This is a genomic window from Leclercia sp. UBA7405 (genome assembly GCF_037152215.1).
In the GTDB taxonomy this organism is placed as follows: Bacteria; Pseudomonadota; Gammaproteobacteria; order Enterobacterales; family Enterobacteriaceae; genus Enterobacter; species Enterobacter pneumoniae.
Genome location: NZ_JBBCMR010000009.1, coordinates 42843 through 64857 on the forward strand (window position 1 = coordinate 42843; position 22015 = coordinate 64857).

The 22015-nt window shown below is 48.5% G+C and carries 13 protein-coding genes, 1 tRNA gene and 2 pseudogenes; 10 read left to right on the forward strand and 6 right to left on the reverse strand.

The features are described 5' to 3' along the window. Positions 1-2: 2 nt before the first annotated feature. The 3 genes from WFN75_RS21855 to cspF form a co-directional block, all read right to left on the reverse strand. Positions 3-8585, reverse strand: a complete 8583-nt coding sequence (locus tag WFN75_RS21855) for a GH36-type glycosyl hydrolase domain-containing protein (protein WP_336996811.1) — start codon at positions 8583-8585, stop codon at positions 3-5. 155 nt (positions 8586-8740) lie between these two features. Next, positions 8741-8911, reverse strand: a complete 171-nt coding sequence (locus tag WFN75_RS21860) for a YnfU family zinc-binding protein (RefSeq protein ID WP_318528834.1) — start codon at positions 8909-8911, stop codon at positions 8741-8743. A 75-nt stretch (positions 8912-8986) separates the two neighbouring features. Beyond that, on the reverse strand, positions 8987-9199 hold the full coding sequence (cspF, locus tag WFN75_RS21865) for a cold shock-like protein CspF (RefSeq protein WP_071601025.1): 213 nt from the start codon (positions 9197-9199) through the stop codon (positions 8987-8989). 266 nt (positions 9200-9465) lie between these two features. Here cspF and WFN75_RS21870 point away from each other — a divergent pair, with 266 nt between their 5' ends. Continuing rightward, complete coding sequence (locus tag WFN75_RS21870; RefSeq protein WP_016239707.1) at positions 9466-9684, forward strand: cold shock domain-containing protein; 219 nt, start codon at positions 9466-9468, stop codon at positions 9682-9684. Between the two features lie 300 nt (positions 9685-9984). Then, positions 9985-10212 (forward strand): hypothetical protein, encoded by a 228-nt coding sequence (locus WFN75_RS21875; protein ID WP_096924194.1) that lies wholly within the window; start codon positions 9985-9987, stop codon positions 10210-10212. A gap of 318 nt (positions 10213-10530) precedes the next feature. Here WFN75_RS21875 and WFN75_RS21880 read toward each other — a convergent pair. Together WFN75_RS21880 and WFN75_RS21885 are read right to left on the reverse strand one after the other, a co-directional pair. Next, positions 10531-10677, reverse strand: a pseudogene (locus WFN75_RS21880) (integrase core domain-containing protein); the annotation flags it as partial. A 41-nt stretch (positions 10678-10718) separates the two neighbouring features. Then, positions 10719-11849 (reverse strand): annotated as a pseudogene (locus WFN75_RS21885) (Tn3 family transposase); the annotation flags it as partial. A gap of 791 nt (positions 11850-12640) precedes the next feature. Here WFN75_RS21885 and WFN75_RS21890 point away from each other — a divergent pair. The 8 genes from WFN75_RS21890 to WFN75_RS21925 all read left to right on the forward strand — a co-directional run bounded on the left by WFN75_RS21890 (position 12641) and on the right by WFN75_RS21925 (position 20541). Continuing rightward, positions 12641-13510 (forward strand): hypothetical protein, encoded by an 870-nt coding sequence (locus WFN75_RS21890; RefSeq protein WP_336996812.1) that lies wholly within the window; start codon positions 12641-12643, stop codon positions 13508-13510. Beyond that, entirely contained in the window at positions 13510-15720 is a 2211-nt protein-coding gene (locus tag WFN75_RS21895; RefSeq protein WP_336996813.1) for a UvrD-helicase domain-containing protein, read from the forward strand. Before WFN75_RS21890 ends, WFN75_RS21895 begins: the two co-directional genes overlap by 1 nt. A 506-nt stretch (positions 15721-16226) precedes the next feature. Next, positions 16227-16964 (forward strand): hypothetical protein, encoded by a 738-nt coding sequence (locus WFN75_RS21900; protein ID WP_336996814.1) that lies wholly within the window; start codon positions 16227-16229, stop codon positions 16962-16964. Positions 16965-17143: 179 nt separating this feature from the next. Then, a complete protein-coding gene (locus tag WFN75_RS21905; RefSeq protein ID WP_336996815.1) occupies positions 17144-18223 on the forward strand; it encodes a hypothetical protein in 1080 nt (359 codons plus the stop codon). Between the two features lie 480 nt (positions 18224-18703). After that, positions 18704-19489, forward strand: coding sequence for a hypothetical protein (locus WFN75_RS21910; RefSeq protein ID WP_336996816.1), 786 nt, complete (start codon positions 18704-18706; stop codon positions 19487-19489). Next, positions 19475-19576, forward strand: a tRNA-OTHER gene (locus WFN75_RS21915). The genes WFN75_RS21910 and WFN75_RS21915 overlap by 15 nt, the downstream gene beginning before the upstream one ends. A 442-nt stretch (positions 19577-20018) precedes the next feature. Next, the gene (locus tag WFN75_RS21920; RefSeq protein ID WP_048030981.1) at positions 20019-20267 is read left to right on the forward strand and encodes a type II toxin-antitoxin system Phd/YefM family antitoxin; all 249 of its coding nucleotides are present in this window, start codon (positions 20019-20021) and stop codon (positions 20265-20267) included. Further along, positions 20257-20541 carry a type II toxin-antitoxin system RelE family toxin gene (locus WFN75_RS21925; RefSeq protein WP_004187019.1) on the forward strand — a complete coding sequence of 95 codons (285 nt, stop codon included), beginning with the start codon at positions 20257-20259 and terminating at the stop codon, positions 20539-20541. The genes WFN75_RS21920 and WFN75_RS21925 overlap by 11 nt, the downstream gene beginning before the upstream one ends. 15 nt (positions 20542-20556) lie before the next feature. On the opposite strand, the gene WFN75_RS21930 is transcribed toward WFN75_RS21925, so the two are convergent. After that, the gene (locus tag WFN75_RS21930) at positions 20557-21900 is read right to left on the reverse strand and encodes an ISNCY family transposase (RefSeq protein ID WP_336996817.1); all 1344 of its coding nucleotides are present in this window, start codon (positions 21898-21900) and stop codon (positions 20557-20559) included. Between the last annotated feature and the right edge of the window lie 115 nt (positions 21901-22015).

The window sequence follows — 22015 nt, forward strand, 5'->3', positions numbered from 1 at the left end:
TGTCAGTTCTGAATGATCTCAACCGTATGGTTTTGTCCATCATCCTTCAGCGGTATTCTGTCATCAGGGAGGAGAACACCATCCAGCGTCACGCAATATTCTGCATCGCCGCGTGAAACACTAATCTGATAATGGCTTTCACCATATTGATATGCCATAGAAAAAGACGACCACTCATCCGGTAACCTGGCATGAACACTAAAGTCAGTGCCTGAACGTTTTATCCCCAGTAATTCCTCGGTAAGTAAACGCCAGGCCCAGCCTGCGGAACCGGTATACCAGCTCCACCCTGCACGTCCGGTATGGGGAGCGACGCTGTAGACATCAGCACTCATGACATAAGGCTCAGCTTTATAAATCCCGACAGAGTCCGCATTCAGGGTATGATTTATAGGGCTGAGCATTGACCAGAGTTGCCAGGCTCGTTCGGCATTCCCCATTCGGGCAAAGGCCATCACTGCCCAGATGGCGCCATGCGTATACTGCCCTCCGTTTTCCCGCACGCCGGGCAGGTACCCCTGTATGTAGCCCGGATTTGGACCGTGTCCGTCGAAAGGAGGCGTTAACAGTTTGATCAGCCCTCCTTCGTTATCCACAAGGTGCTTATCCAGCGCCTGCATGGCCTTTGCGCACCGTCCCGGGCTCGCGGCGCCGGACAATACAGACCAGCTCTGCGCAATCGCATCAATCCGGCAGTCCTGTGAGGTTTTCGATCCCAGGGGAGTACCATCGTCAAAATACCCGCGCCGGTACCATTCCCCATCCCAGGCGTGGGCTTCGAGATTACTTTGCAGGCGCAGAGCCTGTGAACGGCACATCGCGGCGACGCTTTCATCCAGCCTGCGCTCCGCCAGCGCTGCAAACCGCTGCAAAATGTCGTACAGGAAGAAGCCCAGCCAGACGCTTTCACCTTTGCCTTCGATACCCACCCGGTTCATCCCGTCATTCCAGTCACCAGCCCCCATCAGCGGCAGGCCATGCTCCCCGAAGCGAAGTCCATAGTGAATAGCTTTGACGCAGTGTAACCAGAGTGTCTCTTCGGTGCCGCTGATGACCGGCGTGTCATAGACAGACTCTTCACCAGGCTGAAGCGAGCGTCCCTCCAGATAAGGAATGCGTATTTCCAGTGCATCCATATCCCCCGTCGTTTCAACATAGTGGCAAACAGCAAGCGGCAGCCAAAGATAGTCATCGGAACAGCGGGTACGCACACCGTTGCCGTGTGGCGGGTGCCACCAGTGTTGCACATCCCCCTCGATAAACTGCCGTGATGCACAGAGTATTATCTGTTCACGCATCCGGTCCGGAGCAGCGTGGCTCAGAGCCAGCGTATCCTGCAGCTGATCGCGAAAACCAAATGCACCGCCAGACTGATAGTAGCCACTCCGGGCCATAAGACGGCAGGCGACCGTCTGATACAACAGCCAGCCATTAACCAGTAAATTTACGGACGTGTCGGGGGTGTTAACTACGATTTTATCGAGAACATTGTGCCAGTGATTATGAATCCGGTTCAGCTCCTGGCGGACCGTATCCTCGTTCATGTAGCGGGCCAGCGTCTCCTGAGCACAAACATCATTCTCCTCTGCGCCGAGGATAAAAATAAACGTCCTCTGGTCCCCGTCAATTAATGTAACCGCCGATTGCACCGCTCCGCAGGGATCCAGACCGGCCCCCGTCTTACCAGAAAGCTTTTGCAGTTTCATGGCCGAAGGGGCGTGAAGGGAACCATTACGGCCAATAAACTCCCGGCGATCCCCTGTCAGAGAACAGTCATTACCGCTGACGGCAAAAAATGCAGTTCGGCCGCCACCATTATCACCATAAAAGTTATTCGCAAGCACCCCGCAGCCACCGGGCGTTCTGGCCACATGTGTCACAATGTGAGGGGCTGAGCGCGTTCGTGTTTCTCCGAGCGTCCACTCTACATAGCCTGTGACGGAAAGTTGACGTGTCCGTCCCGAAGAGTTACTGAGCGTCAGGAGCACCAGTTTAACCGGATCTTCTTCAGCAACCAGGACCGTCAACTCGCTGTCTATACCACTCTCACGATGGGCAAAAACGCTGTAGCCAAAACCATGGCGGGTCAGGTAGTCACCGTGTCCGCGAACAGGTAAAGCCGTCGGCGACCAGCACTCCCCGCTCTCTTCATCGCGCAAGTAAAATGCCTCGCCGCTGCGATCGCTCACCGGATCGTTCTCCCACGGCGTCAACCGGTATTCATGGGCATTCTCATACCAGGTATAGGCCTGCCCTGCCTCTGAGATCACACTGCCAAAACGAGAATTTGCCAGTATGTTCGACCAGGGAGCCGGTGTAAGCGCATTTTCCCGAAGGACGATCTGATACTCCCGCCCATCCGGAGAAAATCCACCGTACCCATTGAAATGGCATAACTGACTGGTATCAGGGCTCCAGTCCGTATGTTGATTACGCTCGCGCACAGCACGCGGAATGAATGCCCTTGCCGGCGATTTCAGGGTATGAATACGCTGGTTAAGCTGCTCATTAATACCCCCTGCGCGGTCATCAAGATAAAGACAGGCCACGCTCATCAAAAGCAACTTATCCTCAGCGGAGAGATGCTCACCGTTCCGGACAAAAAGCCCGCCCTTTTTATCCAGCAGACTGGCTTCAGACCCGGCATAAATTAACTCCATTATCTGATTTTGTAATCCCTGCTGGTAGCCGCCGGGGCTGTTATTCAGGATAACCAAATCAACATCCAGCCCTTTCTGTCTCCAGTAACGGTGTGCCTGAATCAGTGTGGTCACTGAGGTGATACTTTCCTCGCTGGTTATACTCAGCAGCACTATCGGCAGATCCCCTGAAATTGCCCAGCCCCACAGTCCGGACTGGCCACGCCGGTTGCGGCCTATCGCCTGGCCTTCGGCGCGCAGCTCCTGGACAGGGTAAAGCACAGCGCTGGCGAGACTATTGAACAACGTGGCATCATCTTCACTGGCATTCATCTGGCGCAATACCACCAGACTGTGAGACCAGGCCAGTTCAAAGACGCGATCGGCAATAGGGTAATCGCGATATTTCTCCAGCAACGCCAGGCTCTGCTGACGGGTCTCGCTGATGCCATAAATGATATCAATCGTAACCGGCTGCCCTGGCTGCAGAATGATGGCGTTGCGAATTGCCAGTATCGGATCCAGCACCGAGCCCGACGTGTTGCCTAGCATCCCTCCCGTCTCTATTGCCTGTGCATTCGCAGGGTTTCTGCCACGTCCAATAAACCTTGCCCTGTCCGTTTCAAACGACACGTTATGTCGGTTATCGCCGTGCACCACCATCATGTGAAACAGGCAAGGGCCCGCTTCATCCGGTGAGCGCGGGCGCCGGTGGCAAAGAATAGCGTCACGCTCAGGAGCCAGCTCAGTCTGAATAAACAAATTGCTGAATGCCGGGTGTGCCAGATCGCTGGCATCAGGTGCCAGTACCACTTCAGCATAGGTTGTCAGCTCCAGAGAGCGAGGCTTACGACCACGATGAATCAGTGTGAGCCGTCGCAATTCAACATCATCCTCCGGAGAGATCACCACCTGAGTTTTGACGCTGAGTCCCCCTAAGCTGCGTCTGAATTCTGCCCCCGCATCGGTGAACAACACTTCCTCGTCTTGTCCGCTGGTGTAGCCTGTTGGTTGCCAGGTATTGCTCCACACATCTCCCGTCTGGGTATCGCGGATGTAGCAGAATGCTCCCCAGTTATCACGGGTGGTATCACTGCGCCAGCGCGTTAGTGCAATATCATTCCAGCGACTGTAACCACCACCGCCCGCGGTCAACATCAGATGATAATGGCCGTTGGACAGGAGTTGAATATCCGGGGAGGGGGTATCCACGCTATAGAAAATACGGGGTTCATAGCGAACGGGTTTGACCATGCCCTCATGAGATTCAAAATGACGGCGCGGACTGTACAGATCGACCGCATCCGGCACGCGCTCCTGTAACAGCAGACTCGCTGACCGGAATACCGTACTGGACATAAAGCGTTCAGTCATGGGGGCATCAAGCAGCACATGAGCCAGCGCCTGAAATGCCATACCCTGGTGATGCGCCATCCAGGACTGTACCACCGCATAGAGCTGACCGGTTGCAAGACGTGAGGGGGTATAGTCCAGCGCTTCATAAAAACCGTATTCTCCGCATGCACCATTTTTTTGCAGCCTGAACAGGTTCTCACAGGCTTTCTGCGGGGAAACCATCAGCGCCAGCAGCGTGGCGTAAGGAGCGACAACCATGTCATCGGCAAGCCCCCTGCGTAGACCGAGCCCCGGTACGCCAAATGCCTGATACTGATAATTATGCTGAACATCAAAAGCATGATAGCCAGACTCTGAAACACCCCATGGTACCCCGCGTTCTTTCCCCCAGTGAATCTGGCGCATAACCGCCGACTGACTCATTTCATCGAGCAGGCTGCCGGGCCAGGTGGGCATCACCAGATTCGGCATCAGATATTCAAACATCGATCCGCTCCATGACATCAGGGCAGTTTCATTATCAATCGTGGTAAACAATCGACCCAGCGCGTACCAGCTTTTAAGAGGCAGCTGATTAGTCGCAATGGCAAGAAAACTGGTCAGGCGGATTTCAGACGGCAGGAGATCGTAGTGGCTTTTGTCAGGCATATTGGTGTCACAGTTATAACCGACGCTGAGCAGACTGGTTGCTTCACTGTACAGAAAGGCGAAATCCATCCGGGCATGCTCATCCAGCCGCTGTTCCAGCTCGGTGATAATATTGAGTCGCATTCGGGCCTGCTCCGCCACTGACGCCGGAGGCGTTCCTGTACCGGTTAATGTCGGACGGGCAAGCTCGCTCAGCGTCGGCAGCGTCTGTTCATTCCAGGATGCAGGCAACCAGCCAAGCAACAGAGACCACTCATGGCAAAGCTGAACCAGTTGATGCTCCAGATGTCCAGCCCAGCGCATCTGAAGAGGAGATCCCTGATGACATGCGCTGGTCAGATGGTTGCACTGGGTGCGCATGCTTTTCAGTTCGCTGAAAAGCGCCTGCGGAGAGAGCGACACCGCGTTCAGGCAATGCTTGCGCAGCAGTCTCAGGCTGTCAGGTGGGTTCTTACCCCACTGTTTTTCCAGAATATCCAGCGTATCGTTCAGTCCTGCCAGTATCTGTTGGTTGCTTAAAACAGGCTGATGACGCATGGCGGACAGGCCTGCACGCAGGGTCAATAAATGCCCGGCCATATTGCCGCTGTCGACGCTGGAGATATAGCGTGGACTTAGGGGGGCCAGCGTACGGGTGTCATACCAGTTGTAGAGATGGCCCCGGTAGTGCTCCATTTTATCCATCGTGTCGAGCGTGAGCGACACGCGCCGGAGCACCTCTCCGCCGGGCAGGTAGCCAAAGTCCCATGCCGTCAGGTTAGCCATAAGTGAAAGACCAATATTGGTAGGAGAAGTTCGGTGTGCCACCGTCGGTTGTGGTATTTCCTGATAATTATCAGGCGGAAGCCAGTTCTCTTTTGCTGTGGCAAATGTTTCAAAAAAAGCCCAGATTTCACGGCTTGTCTGGCGTAACAGCTGTTTTTGTTCCTGATTAGGCGAAAAAACCTTACGCACGGGCTGGCGACTCAGCCAGCTCATCAGCAGCGGTGCCACACACCATACCAAACCGATCGGTAACGCAATCCCCAGCAGCTGTGGGGCAAATTGTCCGGTCAGTATTGTCAGCGCCACGCCACCGGCAACGTTCAGCCACATCGCCTGATAAAAACGTGCAACAGTGGGTCTGGCCTGACTGCTGTCCTGGCTGTGGCTGACCCACTGGCTGAGGTGACGCCTGCTTATCCCCAGTCGCCATAGCGTCACGGCGATCGCTTTCAGCGAATATCCGGCTTCGTGCGGCAGTATCGCAAAATTAAGGCTGATACCTGACAGACGCTTTAGCGCGCCCGCCCCCACCATTAACAGATGCGGCTTCACGCGGCGACGCAGAGGTTTATGCAGAAGGTCGTGGCTAATGCAGAGGATGGCTGGCAACAGCCATATCAGCAACAGTATGCCCAGCCAGTAAACCGGGTTGGGTACCCAAAGCAGAGCGAAGAACAGCAATATCAGTAAGGAGGGGGCGACCAGACTGCGACGTAGATTATCGAGTAATTTCCAGTAAGAAAGCGCGGTCAGCGGATTCCTGACCCGGGTTCCATCGGCTTTTCTGACGCGTGGTTTTAGCCAGTTAAGCAGTTGCCAGTCACCCCGGATCCAGCGTGAACGTCGTGCAACATCCGACAGATAATTATTAGGGTACTGTTCGTACAGTAACACCTCGCTCAGCAGACCCGAACGTGCATAGCATCCTTCAAGCAGATCGTGGCTGAGTACCAGATTTTCCGGGCAGATGTTGGTAGTGGCCTGCATAAAAATATCAACATCGTAAATCCCTTTGCCCACAAACGAGCCTTCCCCAAAGAGATCCTGATAAATATCCGAAGACATCATCGAATAAGGGTTATTGCCCGGTACGCTGCTGCGCAGGGCTGCGTAACGCCCCTGACCGTTGCGTGGTATCTCCTCCGCAAGACCGGGCTGTAAAATACCGAATCCTTTGACAACCCTCTGGCGTACCGGATCATACTCAGGCGTATTCAGCGGATGCGCCATCGTCGCGACGAGTTTGTGTGCCGTATCGCGCGGGAGCACCGTATCGCTGTCCAGGGTAATGACGTATTTTATGTGACCCGGTAAAAGGTGGGCAGGCATCTCTGCAACGCTGACGAATTGCGTTCCGGGATGGCGCAACCAGCTGTTCAGTAACGCCAGTTTTCCCCGCTTGCGTTCATAGCCCATCCACGCTCCTTCCGAGGGGTTCCATTCAGGCTGACGATGTAACAGATAAAAACGTGGTCGGCCGGAGGGGTAGCGGCGATTAAGCGCCTGCGTATCGGCGATAGCCTGTCTGAGCAGCGCGTGACTTTCCGGCGAGGGTTCATTTTCAGAATCAGCGAAGTCTGTGAGCAGCGCGAACCTGAGATTTTCGTTTTGATTCCCCAACCAGCAAACTTCAAGACTGGTGAGGAGCTGGCTGAAACTTTCGTGGCTGGTCAACATGCAGGGAATGACTAACATGGTGGCATTGTCAGCGGGAATACCGGCTGAAAAATCCATCCCCGGCAAGGGGCGAGGAACGCGAAAACGGGTGGTTGCATCACTGAGTAAATCGCTCATTAACTGAGTTAAAGCAATAATCAGAGGCAATATCACCGCGATCAATAGCCAGTCTGCGCCCTGCATGGCGGTTTCGTGCATTATTGCTGCGGTCGCTGCGGTTGTCAGCAACGCCAGGCTTCCAAGCCATGACAGCAGGGTTATTCTGTTGAAACTGTACCGCAAGCGTATGAGCCTTGAGGCGTCTGCCAGGAGATGAATATCCAGCGCCTGTCGACCTTCGCCCGCAAGATAATAACCAACATGATGTTCCGGTGTATCGGGCGCTTTTTCCTCTGAAAGCGCCAGCACCTTCTCAGCAACCTCAGGCTCGCTGAGACCGCTGTCTCTGGCCAGAACCTCAACTACGTGCCGGTAATGATCCCGGGTATTGAAGTGCATACGGGGATAAATGCCGGCAGGATCATTGCGTAATGCCTGTTCGACAACGCTTATCGTTTCGGCGAAATCAGCCCAGTCCGTTTCACTCAATAATCGCAGGCCCGCGATGCTGTTACTGACGGACAGCTGGCTGGCGGCAAGCTGCTGATTGAAACTATGTATGAGAACGTCAGTGGTGATCCCCTGTTCCCGAAGGCACTGATCAACCCAGGTCAGAGGTAACGACAGCGCGTTGCCATGCCCCTGCAGGCGCCGCACCAGCTCTGCGACAAACGCACTGGTTAACGGAGGTCGGGAGCGCGCCATATCGGCAACCACCATAATTAAATCACCAGGCGCACTCTCTGCGCATTCGACAATCCTTGTTATCCACGTATCGGCAAGGTTTCTGTCCTGCTGCGCTTTTATCACTTCCATACTGATACGACGAAGATTTTCAATCAGCGCAAGGCGCAGCATTCCCGGTAACGCCCAGACTTCACCCAGCGTCAGCGGCGTCACCTGTTGATAGGCTGTGAGATAGCTGGTCAGGCTGGCGGCATCCCAGCGGCCATCGCCGTGAGCAATGGCCTCTGATGCAATATGATAAATTCGTGGGCAATTCAGCGGCGATACCAGCGACGGAAGACCTTTGCCAAAGCTTTTCGGCAGGTGCTGGCGGACAGTGCGGATTTGTTCCTCAATCAGATAATAATTGTCCAGCAGCCATTCACCGGCGGGCATGATACTGGTCTTTTTACCCGCGTTAAGCTCATAGCAGTTTTGGGTAATGACGGCCTCATTGTCGCCAAGCCGTTTCAGAAGATAATAAGGATGCTTATCTGGTGATACTTTATGAGTCCGCGCCAGCTTCTGGCCGTAGCGTTCCATCTGGACGGTCGAAAAGAGTTCTGACCGCGGGGTGCTTTCACCGGCAGGATCGTTCGCCGAAAACGTTATGTTTTCGGCAGCATTAATCAGAATACGGGAGCGGTTAAACCACGCTCTTGGGTTCATTTTCATAGCATTGCTCTGATGCGACGTTAGCGCGCAGGAGCAGTTGCGAAATCAGATCAGAAAAGTTCTCTCAGGATGGGCGTCAGGCATCAGGGATTTAACAGCTGCCGGAATCTAACATAAGTATAGGACATAAGCTCTGTTCTGCGGTTTTGGTCGAGCTAGCGTCGGGAGATAAACAGAGCCTTACATCCGGGGCAAAGCATGGTCTGGTTGAGCCGGATTTTTGACAACGATTGTGCTGATTTTAAGCCACAAACAGGACAGGCAGCAGCGGCAGTAGACGCACTGCTGAAGAGTTTCATTGCGTAATTGATAACAGACATAACCATTAACCTTTCAATGAATGAGATTCACCGTACCACGTGTGGTTAAGTTTTAATCTATTTATTTTGGCACAATGAAAATCAGGAAAGATAAATGTTCGCAGCCACAGGCCCCCTGAGACCGTTTATCCGGCAAAATTCTATGCGCCTTCCAGGGATGAGTAATTCTGATTCGCGGGAGTTAACGGCTGAAATGTGAAGCAGAACGTCTTTTCGTCCATCAGATGGGATGATGAGGCCTTTACCACTAAGAATATCAAAGCTTTTGACAATTCCTGTCATTTTATGGGACAAGTCAATTCCTTATTGAAAACAAGTAAAGACTATACACTGAAAATGGCATTCAGCCACTTTTATTTTCCCTACAGGACCTCTGGACGGCTAAAAGATAATTTGCTTATATCGATTCCCTGTGCCTTAATGAATCCCATCAGTTCGATGTACTAATGAAAGTTAGAAATTTTCCGGGCAGTTCTCATTACCAGGCGCTATCGTTGATATCCCCTCTTTTTGAGTCCATACGTTTACTATCAATATAACGATGTATAACAGGAGTCAGTATGACCTCTAGAATTACAGGCCTGGTAAAATGGTTTAACGAAGACAAAGGTTTTGGCTTCATCTCTCCTCTTGATGGCAGCAAAGATATCGTTGTCCATTTTTCTGCGCTTAATGGCGACAACTTTAAAACTTTATTTGAAGGACAGAAAGTTGAATTCGCCATTCAGATCGGAGACAAAGGTCCTGCTGCTGCAAACGTAATACTTTGCGATAAATAAATCAATGTGGATCTGCGATAACGATGAAGGATTATTCCTGAGTAGACAGATCCATAACTTAAATCAGATAAAAATCGTTTATTCTTAATATCTGATCAGCATATTTTTCACAATTATGAGTGCGCTGACCGATGTAATGGAGTGCAGGACTACTGCATAAAAATTTTAAAAGCACAAACTAACTGCTTGTTAAATAAGAAGTGCGTAATGAGCGAGGCTATCTCCGAAAGCACCTCGTAATGGCTTTGACCTTAATGACATCTGCCAGTTAACACCCACGAGAGAACAGGGTAATAAAATATGATTAAAGTCCTTGTTTTCTTTAATGCTGAATCCTGTAAAGTTATGACCGTTCTGGAAGGTATATCCTCTATCAGGCAGGAATATCCAAACGGTGAAGAAACACATCTTCGGATTATGTCTGCAGGTTTTCCTTCCTTAACTGGCGATCATGGTATTGTTTACGTAGCTACTGACAGGGAGTTAACGTCACAGGAGATACTTGATGCGGTCAGGAAATATTTATAGCATTTTTGTCATGCTCTCTGCTCCACGTTTAATTGCATGCTTACCCTATTTATCAGAATCGAACAAAAAATGAGTTAAAAAAATTTATGGCCTGCTAACAGCAGGCTTTTTTTACACTACACTTTTTTAGAAACATCTCAATAAAGAGAGGGTAATTCGCTACCCTCTGACAAAATGCAGGTGTCTCTCACCTGCGTGCCATCTTGCCATTTGTGACAAATCTTACTAAGTGGCCGCGATAATTCACTAAATGTCTCTCCTGATTTAAGCTCACCAGGTATGACTGAAGTGACCTGCCCCCAGGATTAGATACAAGGCTCAGTTAGTAATGTCGGATCCTTCACTCTCAGAATTACCCTTTCTCCAGCTCGCTGCAAATTCAGACGGCGTCTGATAATTCAGCGTGGAGTGCGGGCGACATTCGTTATAATCCTGACGCCATTCGCTGATGGTTGTCCTGGCATGATTGACGTGGGGTCCGCTTGAAAAACGGAAATTATCCCACGCTAAGACTGTTTTTCGTACAATGTGGTGTCGACTGTGCGTAATGAGCGGTATTTTCCGGATCCCAGCTTAAGATTATTACGCCAGACGTAATCTCCAATCAGATTGATATGTTCCCAGCCCAGGGGAGAAAGATGAGATACCAGTTGCTCATTTATCGGGATACCTTTTCGTTTTAGTGACTCAATAGCTCTTTCTATATATACCGTGTTCCACAACGTGATCGCCGCTGTCAGTAACGTCAGCCCGCTGGCACGGTAACTCTGATTCTCCAGCCCACGATCCCTTATTTCACCCATACGGTGCATAAAGACCGCTCGCGCAAAGGCATTACGGGCCTCACCCTTATTCAGCCCCGCCTGTACGCGTCGGCGCAGACCGGGATCACGGAACCAGTCCAGCATAAATAGTGTCCGCTCAATGCGGCCAATCTCTCTCAGCGCTTTGGCAAGTCCATTCTGTTTTGGGTAACTGGCTAACTTTTTCATCATCAGCGATGCGGTGACTGTCCCCTGCTTAATCGAGGTTGCCAGGCGCAATACCTCATCCCAGTGTGCCTCAATGTCTTTGATATTCAGGCTGGTTGTTGATATGACGGACTGAAGCCCCGGATAGCGTTCGGCCTTTCCATGAATAAACAGCCGCTTGTCATGAAGATCCCGGATCCTCGGCGCAAAAGCGTATCCCAGCAGGTGCATCAGGGCGAAAACATGTTCAGTGAAGCCTGCGGTATCGGTGTAATGCTCGGTAATTTCCAGATCGCTTTCATGGTACAGCAGGCCATCAAGCACGTGGGTTGAGTCGCGCACCCGGCTGATCACTTTGGCATAGAACGGGCTGTATTGGTCTGAGATATGCGTATAAATCTGCACGCCCGGCTCCTGACCATATTTAAGATTGACCTGACCGGCATAACGTCCGTGACTGCCTACCCGAAAGTTCTGCCCGTCTGACGATGATGTTGTCCCGTCGCCCCAGAATGCGGCCAGAGGCCGCGCTTTCTGAGCGTTGACCAGCTCGGCCAGTGCCGCTGAATAAGTTTCATCTCTGATGTACCATGCCTGAATACCTTCGAGTGACGATTTTGTTGCCCCCGGGCAGGACTCCGCCATTTTTGTCAGCCCCAGATTGATGTGTCAACGCAAAGCAGAAACGGCACCTTCTTTGCGAAACAGAAGTGTCCTGTGATTGCCTGAGCGGCTTAGGCAGCACGTGCCATCGACAGAATATGAAAACCAGTATTATCAACGGCTCAGAAGTGTCTAGATTATCCGTGGCGATTCAGTGATGTGATTACTTTACTGGCACAGGATGAGGCTCTTGCTGCGGCCGTCAGACGATAAGTTTATTTGGATTAGCTAAAACTTGGGCTGACATAGGTATGGCGCAGGGCCACATTTATCTGACAGTCTGAACAGTGCCAGGAGCGGAAATTCAGCACTTTTGTTTATGTGCTCAAAAATGGTAAGCCACTCCAATCAGAGCGGGGTGCAATGAAGAAATTTAATAAAACAATTAAAAATCCTGCTCGGACGAACAGACCTAATGAACCACGTGAAGGGGCAGACTGTGGTGTCGGGTGCCTCCCGATAAGAACGCCATCAGCACACATTCCTGCGCTCTGAGAGGTAACCAGCATTGGTTTCCTGCTGAAACGCCCCACCGCATAGGGGGATTCACAACTATTTAAAGTTAGCTCTTTGAAAGGCTAACGCAAGTTCCAGTCATCAATTAGACGAGCTGGCAATGGACTCCAAGGATTTCGGCTTCTCCGTTCAATCAGATGGTCCGCTCCGTGCCAAGAGCGGACTTTAATAATACCAAGTTGGATTAATGCACGTTGAACAGGTCAGTACTTCCATGTTGTGATACTTTGCATTTACATTGTAACCCTTGACCTTTCCTGAGATTAGAGATTAGACCAATGACGGGCTTTTTTAAGCAGATTGAAGATACTGAAGATATTCGCCAAGGTGATATCATACGCAAACTTAATCCTAACACCGGAGAAGTAGAAAAATTAGGGGTCATAATCACAGCCGATTGCGACATTGCTCAAAAGAAAGCTAGCGAACGCTATACTTGGTTAGAAATAGTACCTATGGCAGTCTATATCGAAGGTCCGTGGGCACAGGAGCAATTGCGCAGGCTTTCAGAAAAACGTTCGAATTCTATATGTGAGTATCTTAATAGTCAGATCCGCAAACGACACCCTGATCTAACGCTACTAACACATGATTCTGTAGTGCAATGGCTACACAGTAAGTCTGCAGAAGATATTTTAAAGAGTGTAACTGGGAAGACTTCAGGATTAGATCAAAAGCAGTTGCGCAATCTTCAGGGTTTTGCGCTGACGGTATGTCCAGACGAAAAACAGAGCTCCTTCAGCTTATTAAAATCGGCTTGGACATTCTTTGATATCAATGAGAAAAATCAGCAGGAAGCCGTTCGAGATGCCTTTAAAGATAGTGGTGGCTTCCAGGACTATTTTGTAATTCCTGAGTTACCTCGACAGAAGGGTGTTGGTTTTGTCGTAATGCTACGATCAATGTGGACAATCATGGCTCCCGAACTTTACCTCACCGAGCAAGATGCGCGTATAGACGGTCATCCACACGCTTATCACCGAGTTGGACGGCTCGATGATAGCATTCGCTTCTCAATCACTCAAAAGCTGGCATTTCTATTCTCACGTATCGGGATGCCAACGATCTTTGAATCTGCCTGCAAGACTGCAGCTGAATTTACGGCTGAGGAATTTTTCAAGAAAAATGAGCAAGAGGTACGCCCCTGATGACAACCATATCTGCCGTTGTAATTGACTCGAAGGCTATCAGCATATTGGATCGGGCATTAATCGAAGATTCTTGGATGCAGAAATTCGAAGTACCGCAAAATACCGATGGTCTACGCCGCGTGGAATTAGACGATATAGTTTTCCTACTTTCAAAAGAAGCCGATCTAGATGAAAACTATCTTGTCATTAACACCACTGTCTTTTCTAATAAAGGTATAGTGGTTAAACCACGCATGGCTTTCGAGCGTATTATCCGCGTGGCATTGAGACATTTTGATCGTAATATAGCAATTCCCCTTCCATGGCAGCCTTATTTCTCTGGCTCTCTGCTTTCGATTTACGCACAGCCGCCCCGAGATGCCCAACAACGGATCTATTTCGACCAATCGCCAGATGGTACCAGCTGCCTATACGCGTTCGCTATCACAAGCACTCCAGAAGACCTAGAGCGAGTACCTGAAGACAATTCTCTGTATCAGCGTGCAATTAGCAGGATCTGTGATGCTCTTTTGGCGGAACCTCCATCCGTACCAAATGTTGGTAATTTCGGTGTTCTTCTTTCCGAACCCTTGGGCGTCAAACTGGCTAGTGCAGGGACTTTGCAGGAATGGTATGAACAACGCCTTAACCGTGAGCAACGAGAGTTTGTCGATAGGTTACATGACCGACCCGTAAGGCTACGTGGCGCTGCTGGCACTGGAAAAACGCAATCAATGGTTGTGAAGTGCCTACGTGATTTGTACGACGATGTAGGAAACGATAAAACTTTCGCATTTCTAACCCATAGCTCGGCATTGGCTAATACGGTCGTACGGGGCATGCTTCAGGCACTTGATCCGACAGAAAAATGGACATCGTTAAAAACGACTTCGGGACAACCTAAACTATGGATCGGCACTATTTACGAGCTCGCGCAAGAGAAATTGGGTTATGAGAAAAAAGGCCTGCAGCCCTTGTCACTAGACGGTCGAGATGGGCGTGAATATCAAAGGATGCTCATTGTGCAGGCAATCGATCAGGTAGTAAAAGACCCACGTATTGTTTTGGATAATTTTACAGATTGTCCTGATTTCCAACTGCGCTTACAGAAGCATAGTGAAGACCCCTCGCTCATTGACGAAATTATGAACGAATTTGCCTGTGTGCTAGATCTGGAAGCAATTAGGAAAGATACACATGAGGCTAATCGTTATGCTACTCGAGGTTCTCGGGAGCCTTGGCAGATGATCCTACCAACTGAAGCCCACCGCCGAGTCGTTTTAGAGATCCACGACATCTATCGCACACTGCTACGGAAGCAGAAGATGCTGAGCATGGATCAAATGATCGCTGACTTTGACCGTTACCTCGGCACTCACGAGTGGGGTGCCTTACGTGATCGTGATGGTTTCGACCTAGTGTTCGTTGACGAGTACCACTATTTTACTCGAGCTGAGGCGATGCTTCTTCACAACCTCTTTAAAACGCGAGCGCAGGTTAGTGGTCGATGGCCATTACTGATGGCCTACGATATCAAACAGAGTACCAATGATGTCGCTATTAGCGGTGGAATGGAAAAGTTTCGCAATCCTGGAGTTGGAGAGTCTGTCCTTACAGAACTCAAACAGGTTTATCGGTCAACACCACAGATCACAGCGTTCTTAAGTGATCTTGATGCTTCATTCCCTGCCATGGATCTTGAGGGCGAGTACGCAACGTACACATCTAATTCTCGTCAGGATGATGGTGATATCCCCACCTTAAGCATCTATGACACAGATATTAAACTAGTTGATAGTGTATTCGCGCAGGCTGCTCGTATAATTCGCGATATAGAAGGCGGCGGAAGCCAAGTAGCAGTACTGTGTTTGAACGAAGCTTTGTTCGATAAAATTCGTGTTGCTGGCCGAGTCCGAGACAAATTAGTGCCGATCACATCACGCGATGACCTCAAAGACCTACGTTATGCCAAGAATAAATGCGTCTTCAGCATGCCGGAATTTGTAGCGGGGCTGCAGTTTCATACTGTGTTCTTAATCCATGCAAATAGCTCGGATTATGACGAAGATCTTGGTTTCGGCTCACGCCGACGTTATGTGTCACGCGTGTATCTTGGGGCGAGTCGGGCTGCTTACAAGATCATGTTAGCCAGCTCAAAAGAACACGGCGGGCCTTGCCAATTGTTGGAAGTACCATTGGCCAACAAGTCCTTAAAAGATATCACTTGAATATAGCCATTTTTCGTAAGGTATTTTATAAACTGGAGTGATCCATAGGTTGGTATTTGTAAGTCGGCTACTCATCATAGTTCATATGGATTGATATCCGAAAACACATTAGTAATTGTGTTTAAAAACGCCGGAGAAATCTTAGCACTGTTGCCAATCCATTGGTGCCAGTGCTTTCTGGGAGTAGATCAAAGGCAGTTCCCTGATACGGCATTGAAAATGGGCTGAAGCGTACTCACCTTACCTCCGCCCAGACTCGATCTCTGTAGGCGAACAAACGTCCGCTGTTCGCACGCAGCGAACCTCGCGTTACCCCAGACGGTCCGCTGCGTGCCAGAAGCGGACGTGATGCACCTCTGTTAGGATCACCAAATTTAATGAGCCACTACAACATTACGGATCGTTAGGCAAAATAACAAAAACATAGGCTCCATTTGGTTAGGATACTTATTAGTTTAAAGATAGAATCTGAGGCCAACAATCTGTTTTTAATGGATATTTAGAGTGTGGCAAAATTTTTCTTTAACGCAAAGTTATGGGGAGCGACCGCCTCAATTCCCGTAATGAAAATGCTTGCGGAGCAGGCAGAAGCAAATATATCCCGTGCGCTAAGTGATGTCGATAAGCCCGAGGCCATTGAGCCAGGAGAGTTTCCAGATGAAAAACATCATGAAGATGGACGGATTACAACGTTTCAACGCACATACTATACATGCGGATCATGCGTAGGGTATGATGAAAATGAAGTTAAATCTGAATACAAGCACCTGATAGCGCAACTTACTCGCCGCTCAGCCTTTCTAACCATATTTGGTCTGTTTGAACACCGTATGGTTGATTGCCTAGAACTTATGGATGACCTATCAGGTAAGGTTACTAATAAAATACGCAAGACAGTTGAGGATTGCCATAAACGCCTCAAAGAGAATTTTGGCGGTGGAAACATTAAGGATATCGATCATCTATCAGTGATCAGGAATATTATGGCCCATAGCGATGGTATAGCAGATAACTATAAGATGCTTTCCTGTAAGCAAACCAAAAAAACTGACTCTGAAAAGCGACTCCTGCGAGCCATTCCTCGCGCTATAGCTGAGAAGGCTGGCGTTTCAATTACTATTTTTAATAATGTACTGATGGATGAACGATTTCTGTTGTATGTCGTGGATGAATTTGAGCGCTATGTTGATGAGTTGAACACCGCGATCTTAACTTACCAAACGAAAATCAGTGAGAATCTTTAAGCAGTACCTGACAATTCTGCTTCTGCTGGCTGCAGTAATTTCGTGCGCTCAATCGGAAATGGCTATTAGGTGCGGGCAGGATTGATATTGTCCTAAAGATCCAATTAATAATAATCGGATTTTCCCATGAAAAGTTTAATAGTACTCAGGAGCCAGAAGTGAAGTTGAAGGAGCTATTGATGAAAGTTGTGAAAGTTGTAAAGGAGCAGGTTATAAGTACCGTTATATCGGGAATAATATGCATAGTGGCTACAGTAGGGCTTTTCCATTTCACCTCACAGCCAATTCGATCTGCTGATGTTCGTGAAAAATTAGTTGGAATGGCTCGAGCCTGCATCCAGCAGCAGTTTGCCACACATTTATACTCAGTGGCGTTTGACTCAGTGGCGAGTGAGTCCCTCGACCTAAGCACCTCAAACTCCGTAGTAGTCTACGGAAGAGCTGTGAGCACAAATGGTGCCTCTAGCCGCTTCCTGATGATCTTCGAACCCTCCGGGCAGAGTTTGATAGATAAAGTGGTTGGCAGACCTGGATTCTACGATATTGGGTATTGGGCAATCATCCCGGATGCAGGGGATGACGAAGTCGTGGCTTCTTCAGTGAGCATTGAAGATCTCGACAAAGATGGTAACAAGGACATACTTGTCCGCTTAAAGTCAACTTACGCGGATGGCGTATCCAAAGGGCTTCTTATACTTAAAAAGGATATCCATGATGTATGGCATTTGATGGGGCTTCCATCAATGACAAAGATCATGTATTCCATTGCCGCAGGTCAGTCTCCCCAGCCGGAAGGCCTTCACCCTTCACTCTCGGCAATACAATGGTTTAGTAATGACAAAAAACTCAAACCTAAGTCTGATATCAAACAATATCTTAATTGGAAAATTGACGAATATAACTGGCAAGTCACTGATACCACTGGTAATCATTTTGTGTGGATGTTCAGAAATGGCACGAAGATAAAAATGTTCGAGAATGGACAAGCAGGCTACAAGCACTTTGGTGTACTGGTCAACATCGATGATGACGAGGCGATACAGGGAAGCCATCATCTCATGGTCAGTTTTTTTAAGATAGAGAATAATATTTTGGTTCCTGATCCGAATTGGAACTGGGCTCATCCCATGTTCTCTATCGGGTTAGAGGATAGCCAGGAAGTGGAATTGAGTGAAATGCAGGAAGCGGGCTTACAAGCTCATGTTTCAGGGAGTTCCGTTTTCGGCCTTACAGAGTTTGGGAAAATGGACTCAGATTAATATTCGCTAACCTTATCAACGAAGAGCAGGTCACAAACATAGCCTATTATGTTTTCAGAGGAGTTGGTGCTCAAGAATGCCCCCTGATAAGCCGTAAATTCTGTCGCGCAAAATCGTCTCAGATGATGCAGGGATATTAAAAAAACCTTGACCTGTTCACCATTAATTGACACGTTGGACTGGTAGCTAAACCTTCATCAGCAGAAAGGTATAAACCTCCGCTAACCGCTCGTAGCTGAACTGATCCCTGTGCGTGGCGCTAGTAGTTGAGGCTGCTAACATCAAACTGCGTTGAGAAAAAAGAACATGTCAATTATGCTTGATTTGTATTAGCCGTTTTTTGCCGAAGTAGCATTGAAGCGCAAACTTAGCCGGTACAACCAGCGTTGGCTCTCCATTGAGCCAAATGCGAATATTCTTTGTTTAAGAATTATTTTTATAAGATAATCCCTCAAAGTTGAAAATATACAGGACTCACTGATGTGCGCATACAGACCCCCAAGCGTAAGGAATTTTAAGCTATTCATAGGTGAACTTACAGCAGAAGCAGCTGCAGTTCATATTTCATTATTAGAGTCCATAAAACTCGAACATGAAAATGAGAAGTATTGGAGTGAAAAGGCTGAAGAGGCAAGTATAAAACTTGAAGGCATAAAATCTGAACGAGTAATAAATAGTCAGAATAGACTCGCTATTGTAGCGCTTTTTAGTGGATTTGACTTATTTCTGGAAGAAATTGAATCCGAATGCAAACACTTTGGCTTTCAGTGGAAAAGAACAGATAAAGCATCTCCTTTAGAAATTTTACAAAGCAACTTTACTAAAAAACCATTAGATAAAACATATTTTCGGTATGAATCTGACTCTGCAGATTATTTTAGGCTATTACGCAATTCAATTGCTCACCCAAGTGTGGAATGCAAAAAGAAAGCAATTGAATATTATAATTCTAAGAGAAATTCCCTCAATTTCGTGCAAGAAAAATACACAATGATTTCGGCTCCAAATGAACCAAACAACTTATCATTTCATGATATTAAGTTTTGGTGCCAATTTCTTTTAGACTTTACAGAACAAATGGCTGAACTTCTTGAACCTACGGAGAAGATGATTTTTGATAGTATTCCTTTCAATACTTGGAGAAAGTATGGGAAAGATCACGCTAAGATAAAAAAAGTTGCTAAAAACTATATACATTCACAATACTCTTATGACCTTGACAAATCTGATAAAATCATAGAAAGTTTCTACGACTCACTCGCTTAATAGGTAAAGCAACTCCCTTCATAAGAGCCTTGCGATAGGGCTCTTATGAAGGAGTAGCTCTGAGTTCGATTCTCAGGTGAGTCACCAGCTAAAGCTAGACTGATTGTTAGCAAGCAAATCTTTGTTTCAACCAACCTTCTAAATATAGAATAGTCAACAGTGGTAAGGTCTGCACCTCGCTCATAGCGGACATGCCCTCAGGGTATTTACCATAACGCCTCATTACGCGCACAGCTCAGAAGGCCTGAGAGCGTTTCTGACGGGAACCGGGTAAAACAGGCAACAAACCCCCAACAAACCCGCCAGAAACGCAGGTGATGAATTTTACCTCAATCCATACAAACGCACAAAAATGCTTAGTCTCTGATTTCAATTGATTTGCCTCCCCTCAACCCTATTTCTGCAACTTTTCTCAGTAAGTCATATCACGCTATCCAGCTTTGTTACCTGATAAACCCCCAACGAAAAGCACCTTTAAAGACCCTTTTAAATGATCTACAATTAACACTCAAACTTAGGAGGTAACATAATGGCATTTCAGGTTCTGACCACTACGGCAGCCAGTATTACTGAGCTTAAACGTGACCCTATGGGAACTTTCCACGCCGGGGATGGCGCTCCGGTAGCCATACTTAATCGTAATGAGCCTGCATTCTACTGTGTACCACCGGCACTCTATGCACAGTTGATGGAACTTCTGGAAGATGAAGAACTGGGAAGGATGGCTGATGAGCGAAGCGGAGAAAGGGTTATAGAGGTCAATATCGATGACCTATAAGCTGGCTTTCAACGAATCCGCTCTGAAAGAATGGAAGAAGCTGGGTCATACACTACAGGTGCAGTTCAAAAAGAAACTCAAAGAGCGCCTGGAGAACCCCAGAGTTCCGGCATCACAGCTACATGGACGTAAGGACCAGTATAAAATTAAGCTACGTGGTGCCGGATACCGCCTTGTCTATCGTGTAGAGGACGACATTGTTACAGTCACTGTTATCGGCGTAGGTAAACGCGAAAACGACGACATTTATAATGCAACCCTTAATCGCAATTAACTAATGCTGTGAGCACTATTTTGGGGTCGTATCCGGGCGTACTTTCTTTCTGGGTAACGTTGGCGGCTTCACATCATCTTTGCTCTGCGTTCGCCGTGTCATCCAGGGATGGTCAGCAGCAGGTTTGACGTAATATTTTGATCGCAAATCAAACCTCGCATTATCCACACGCTCATGAACGCTCTTTTCATCATCAAGCGGTATTGGTTCAGGCCCATCAACATATTTCTCGTAGCCCAACGGCCGACTTTCATAAAGCACCGTTATTTCACCGTTAAAGTTTTCGCATACCGTGACAATCGCATGCCTGAGACGGTATCCCTGCCCTTCTGAACGGATCTGATATGCACTCGTTTTATACTGAAAGGTCAGATTCTTGGAAAGCACCCGACGGGACTGATAACAGAGTATGTAGTTAAGTTCTTCCGGAGAATGAAGAATCCCCCTGTGGGCGTTACCATTTTCACGGGGGATCGAAGCGAAGCGAGAGTTGTAATCTTTCACAAACTCAGACAACCACAGGTTAGCTGATTCGATATCACTGATATTGCGAAGACGTAATTCTTTAACCAGTCTGTCCTGTAACGTCTGATTGGCACGCTCAACCCGGCCTTTAGCCTGAGGGCTGTTAGCGTGAATTGGCTCGATCCCAAGAGTTTTAATTGCACGGGTAAATTGCGTCAGTTCGCCTTCACGTTCCGGGTTATTCACACGGAAAATACTGTGTCTGTCAGAATACAGGGCAAGAGGACGCCCATATTTGTCGAGATAATCACGTAACGTTTCCATATAAGCGCGGGTCGTTTCTGCAGGAGCGAAGCGGAGCGCCATAAGCGCACTGGTGGCGTCATCAATAAAGACAATTAATGTACAGCGGGGCCCTCTTTCTTCAAACCAGTCATGCGGAGAACCATCAATCTGGATAAGTTCGCCATAGCATGGGCGCCGTTGCCGACGCTGATAAATGCGGGCAATTTTTCGGCGGCGCTCACGCCATAAACCTTCTTCAACCATCCACTTGCGCAAAGTCTCGGCCGACAAAGCCAGCCCATGGGCCTCCCGTAATTTCTCACAGGCAAAAGTGGGACCGAAATCCGGATATTTATCTCTGACAAGTGAGATGACGAGAGTCCGAAATTCCGACGTAAAAGCATTATTGGGACGTTGTCCTCGGCGGCGGGAAATCAGTCCCTGAGGGCCTTCTATCCGGTAACGCTGAACGAGACGTTTTACCTGCCGGATTGATATGCCTATACGGTCCGCAGCCTGCTCCTGGGTGATCTGGCGGCTGACTGAATCCCGAATTATCTGGAGACGGTCAAGTTCTTTAAGGCTCATGCTAATGATCTCTTTTGACATGAAATATCCTGGCTGAGAAGCTACGGGGACATTTCAGAATGGGTCAAAAGGGACATTACTGCATAGGATTAACAATAGCTTACTTCTCCTTGCCTTTCGGCAGGTAAGCGGCTAA

Bases quoted from the DNA above. Each gene is read 5' to 3' on its own strand.
- WFN75_RS21855 (WP_336996811.1), bottom strand. From the start codon at position 8,585: ATGAAAATGAACCCAAGAGCGTGGTTTAACCGCTCCCGTATTCTGATT.
- WFN75_RS21860 (WP_318528834.1), bottom strand. From the start codon at position 8,911: ATGGTTATGTCTGTTATCAATTACGCAATGAAACTCTTCAGCAGTGCG.
- WFN75_RS21870 (WP_016239707.1), top strand. From the start codon at position 9,466: ATGACCTCTAGAATTACAGGCCTGGTAAAATGGTTTAACGAAGACAAA.
- WFN75_RS21875 (WP_096924194.1), top strand. From the start codon at position 9,985: ATGATTAAAGTCCTTGTTTTCTTTAATGCTGAATCCTGTAAAGTTATG.
- WFN75_RS21890 (WP_336996812.1), top strand. From the start codon at position 12,641: ATGACGGGCTTTTTTAAGCAGATTGAAGATACTGAAGATATTCGCCAA.
- WFN75_RS21895 (WP_336996813.1), top strand. From the start codon at position 13,510: ATGACAACCATATCTGCCGTTGTAATTGACTCGAAGGCTATCAGCATA.
- WFN75_RS21905 (WP_336996815.1), top strand. From the start codon at position 17,144: ATGAAAGTTGTGAAAGTTGTAAAGGAGCAGGTTATAAGTACCGTTATA.
- WFN75_RS21910 (WP_336996816.1), top strand. From the start codon at position 18,704: ATGTGCGCATACAGACCCCCAAGCGTAAGGAATTTTAAGCTATTCATA.
- WFN75_RS21920 (WP_048030981.1), top strand. From the start codon at position 20,019: ATGGCATTTCAGGTTCTGACCACTACGGCAGCCAGTATTACTGAGCTT.
- WFN75_RS21925 (WP_004187019.1), top strand. From the start codon at position 20,257: ATGACCTATAAGCTGGCTTTCAACGAATCCGCTCTGAAAGAATGGAAG.
- WFN75_RS21930 (WP_336996817.1), bottom strand. From the start codon at position 21,900: ATGTCAAAAGAGATCATTAGCATGAGCCTTAAAGAACTTGACCGTCTC.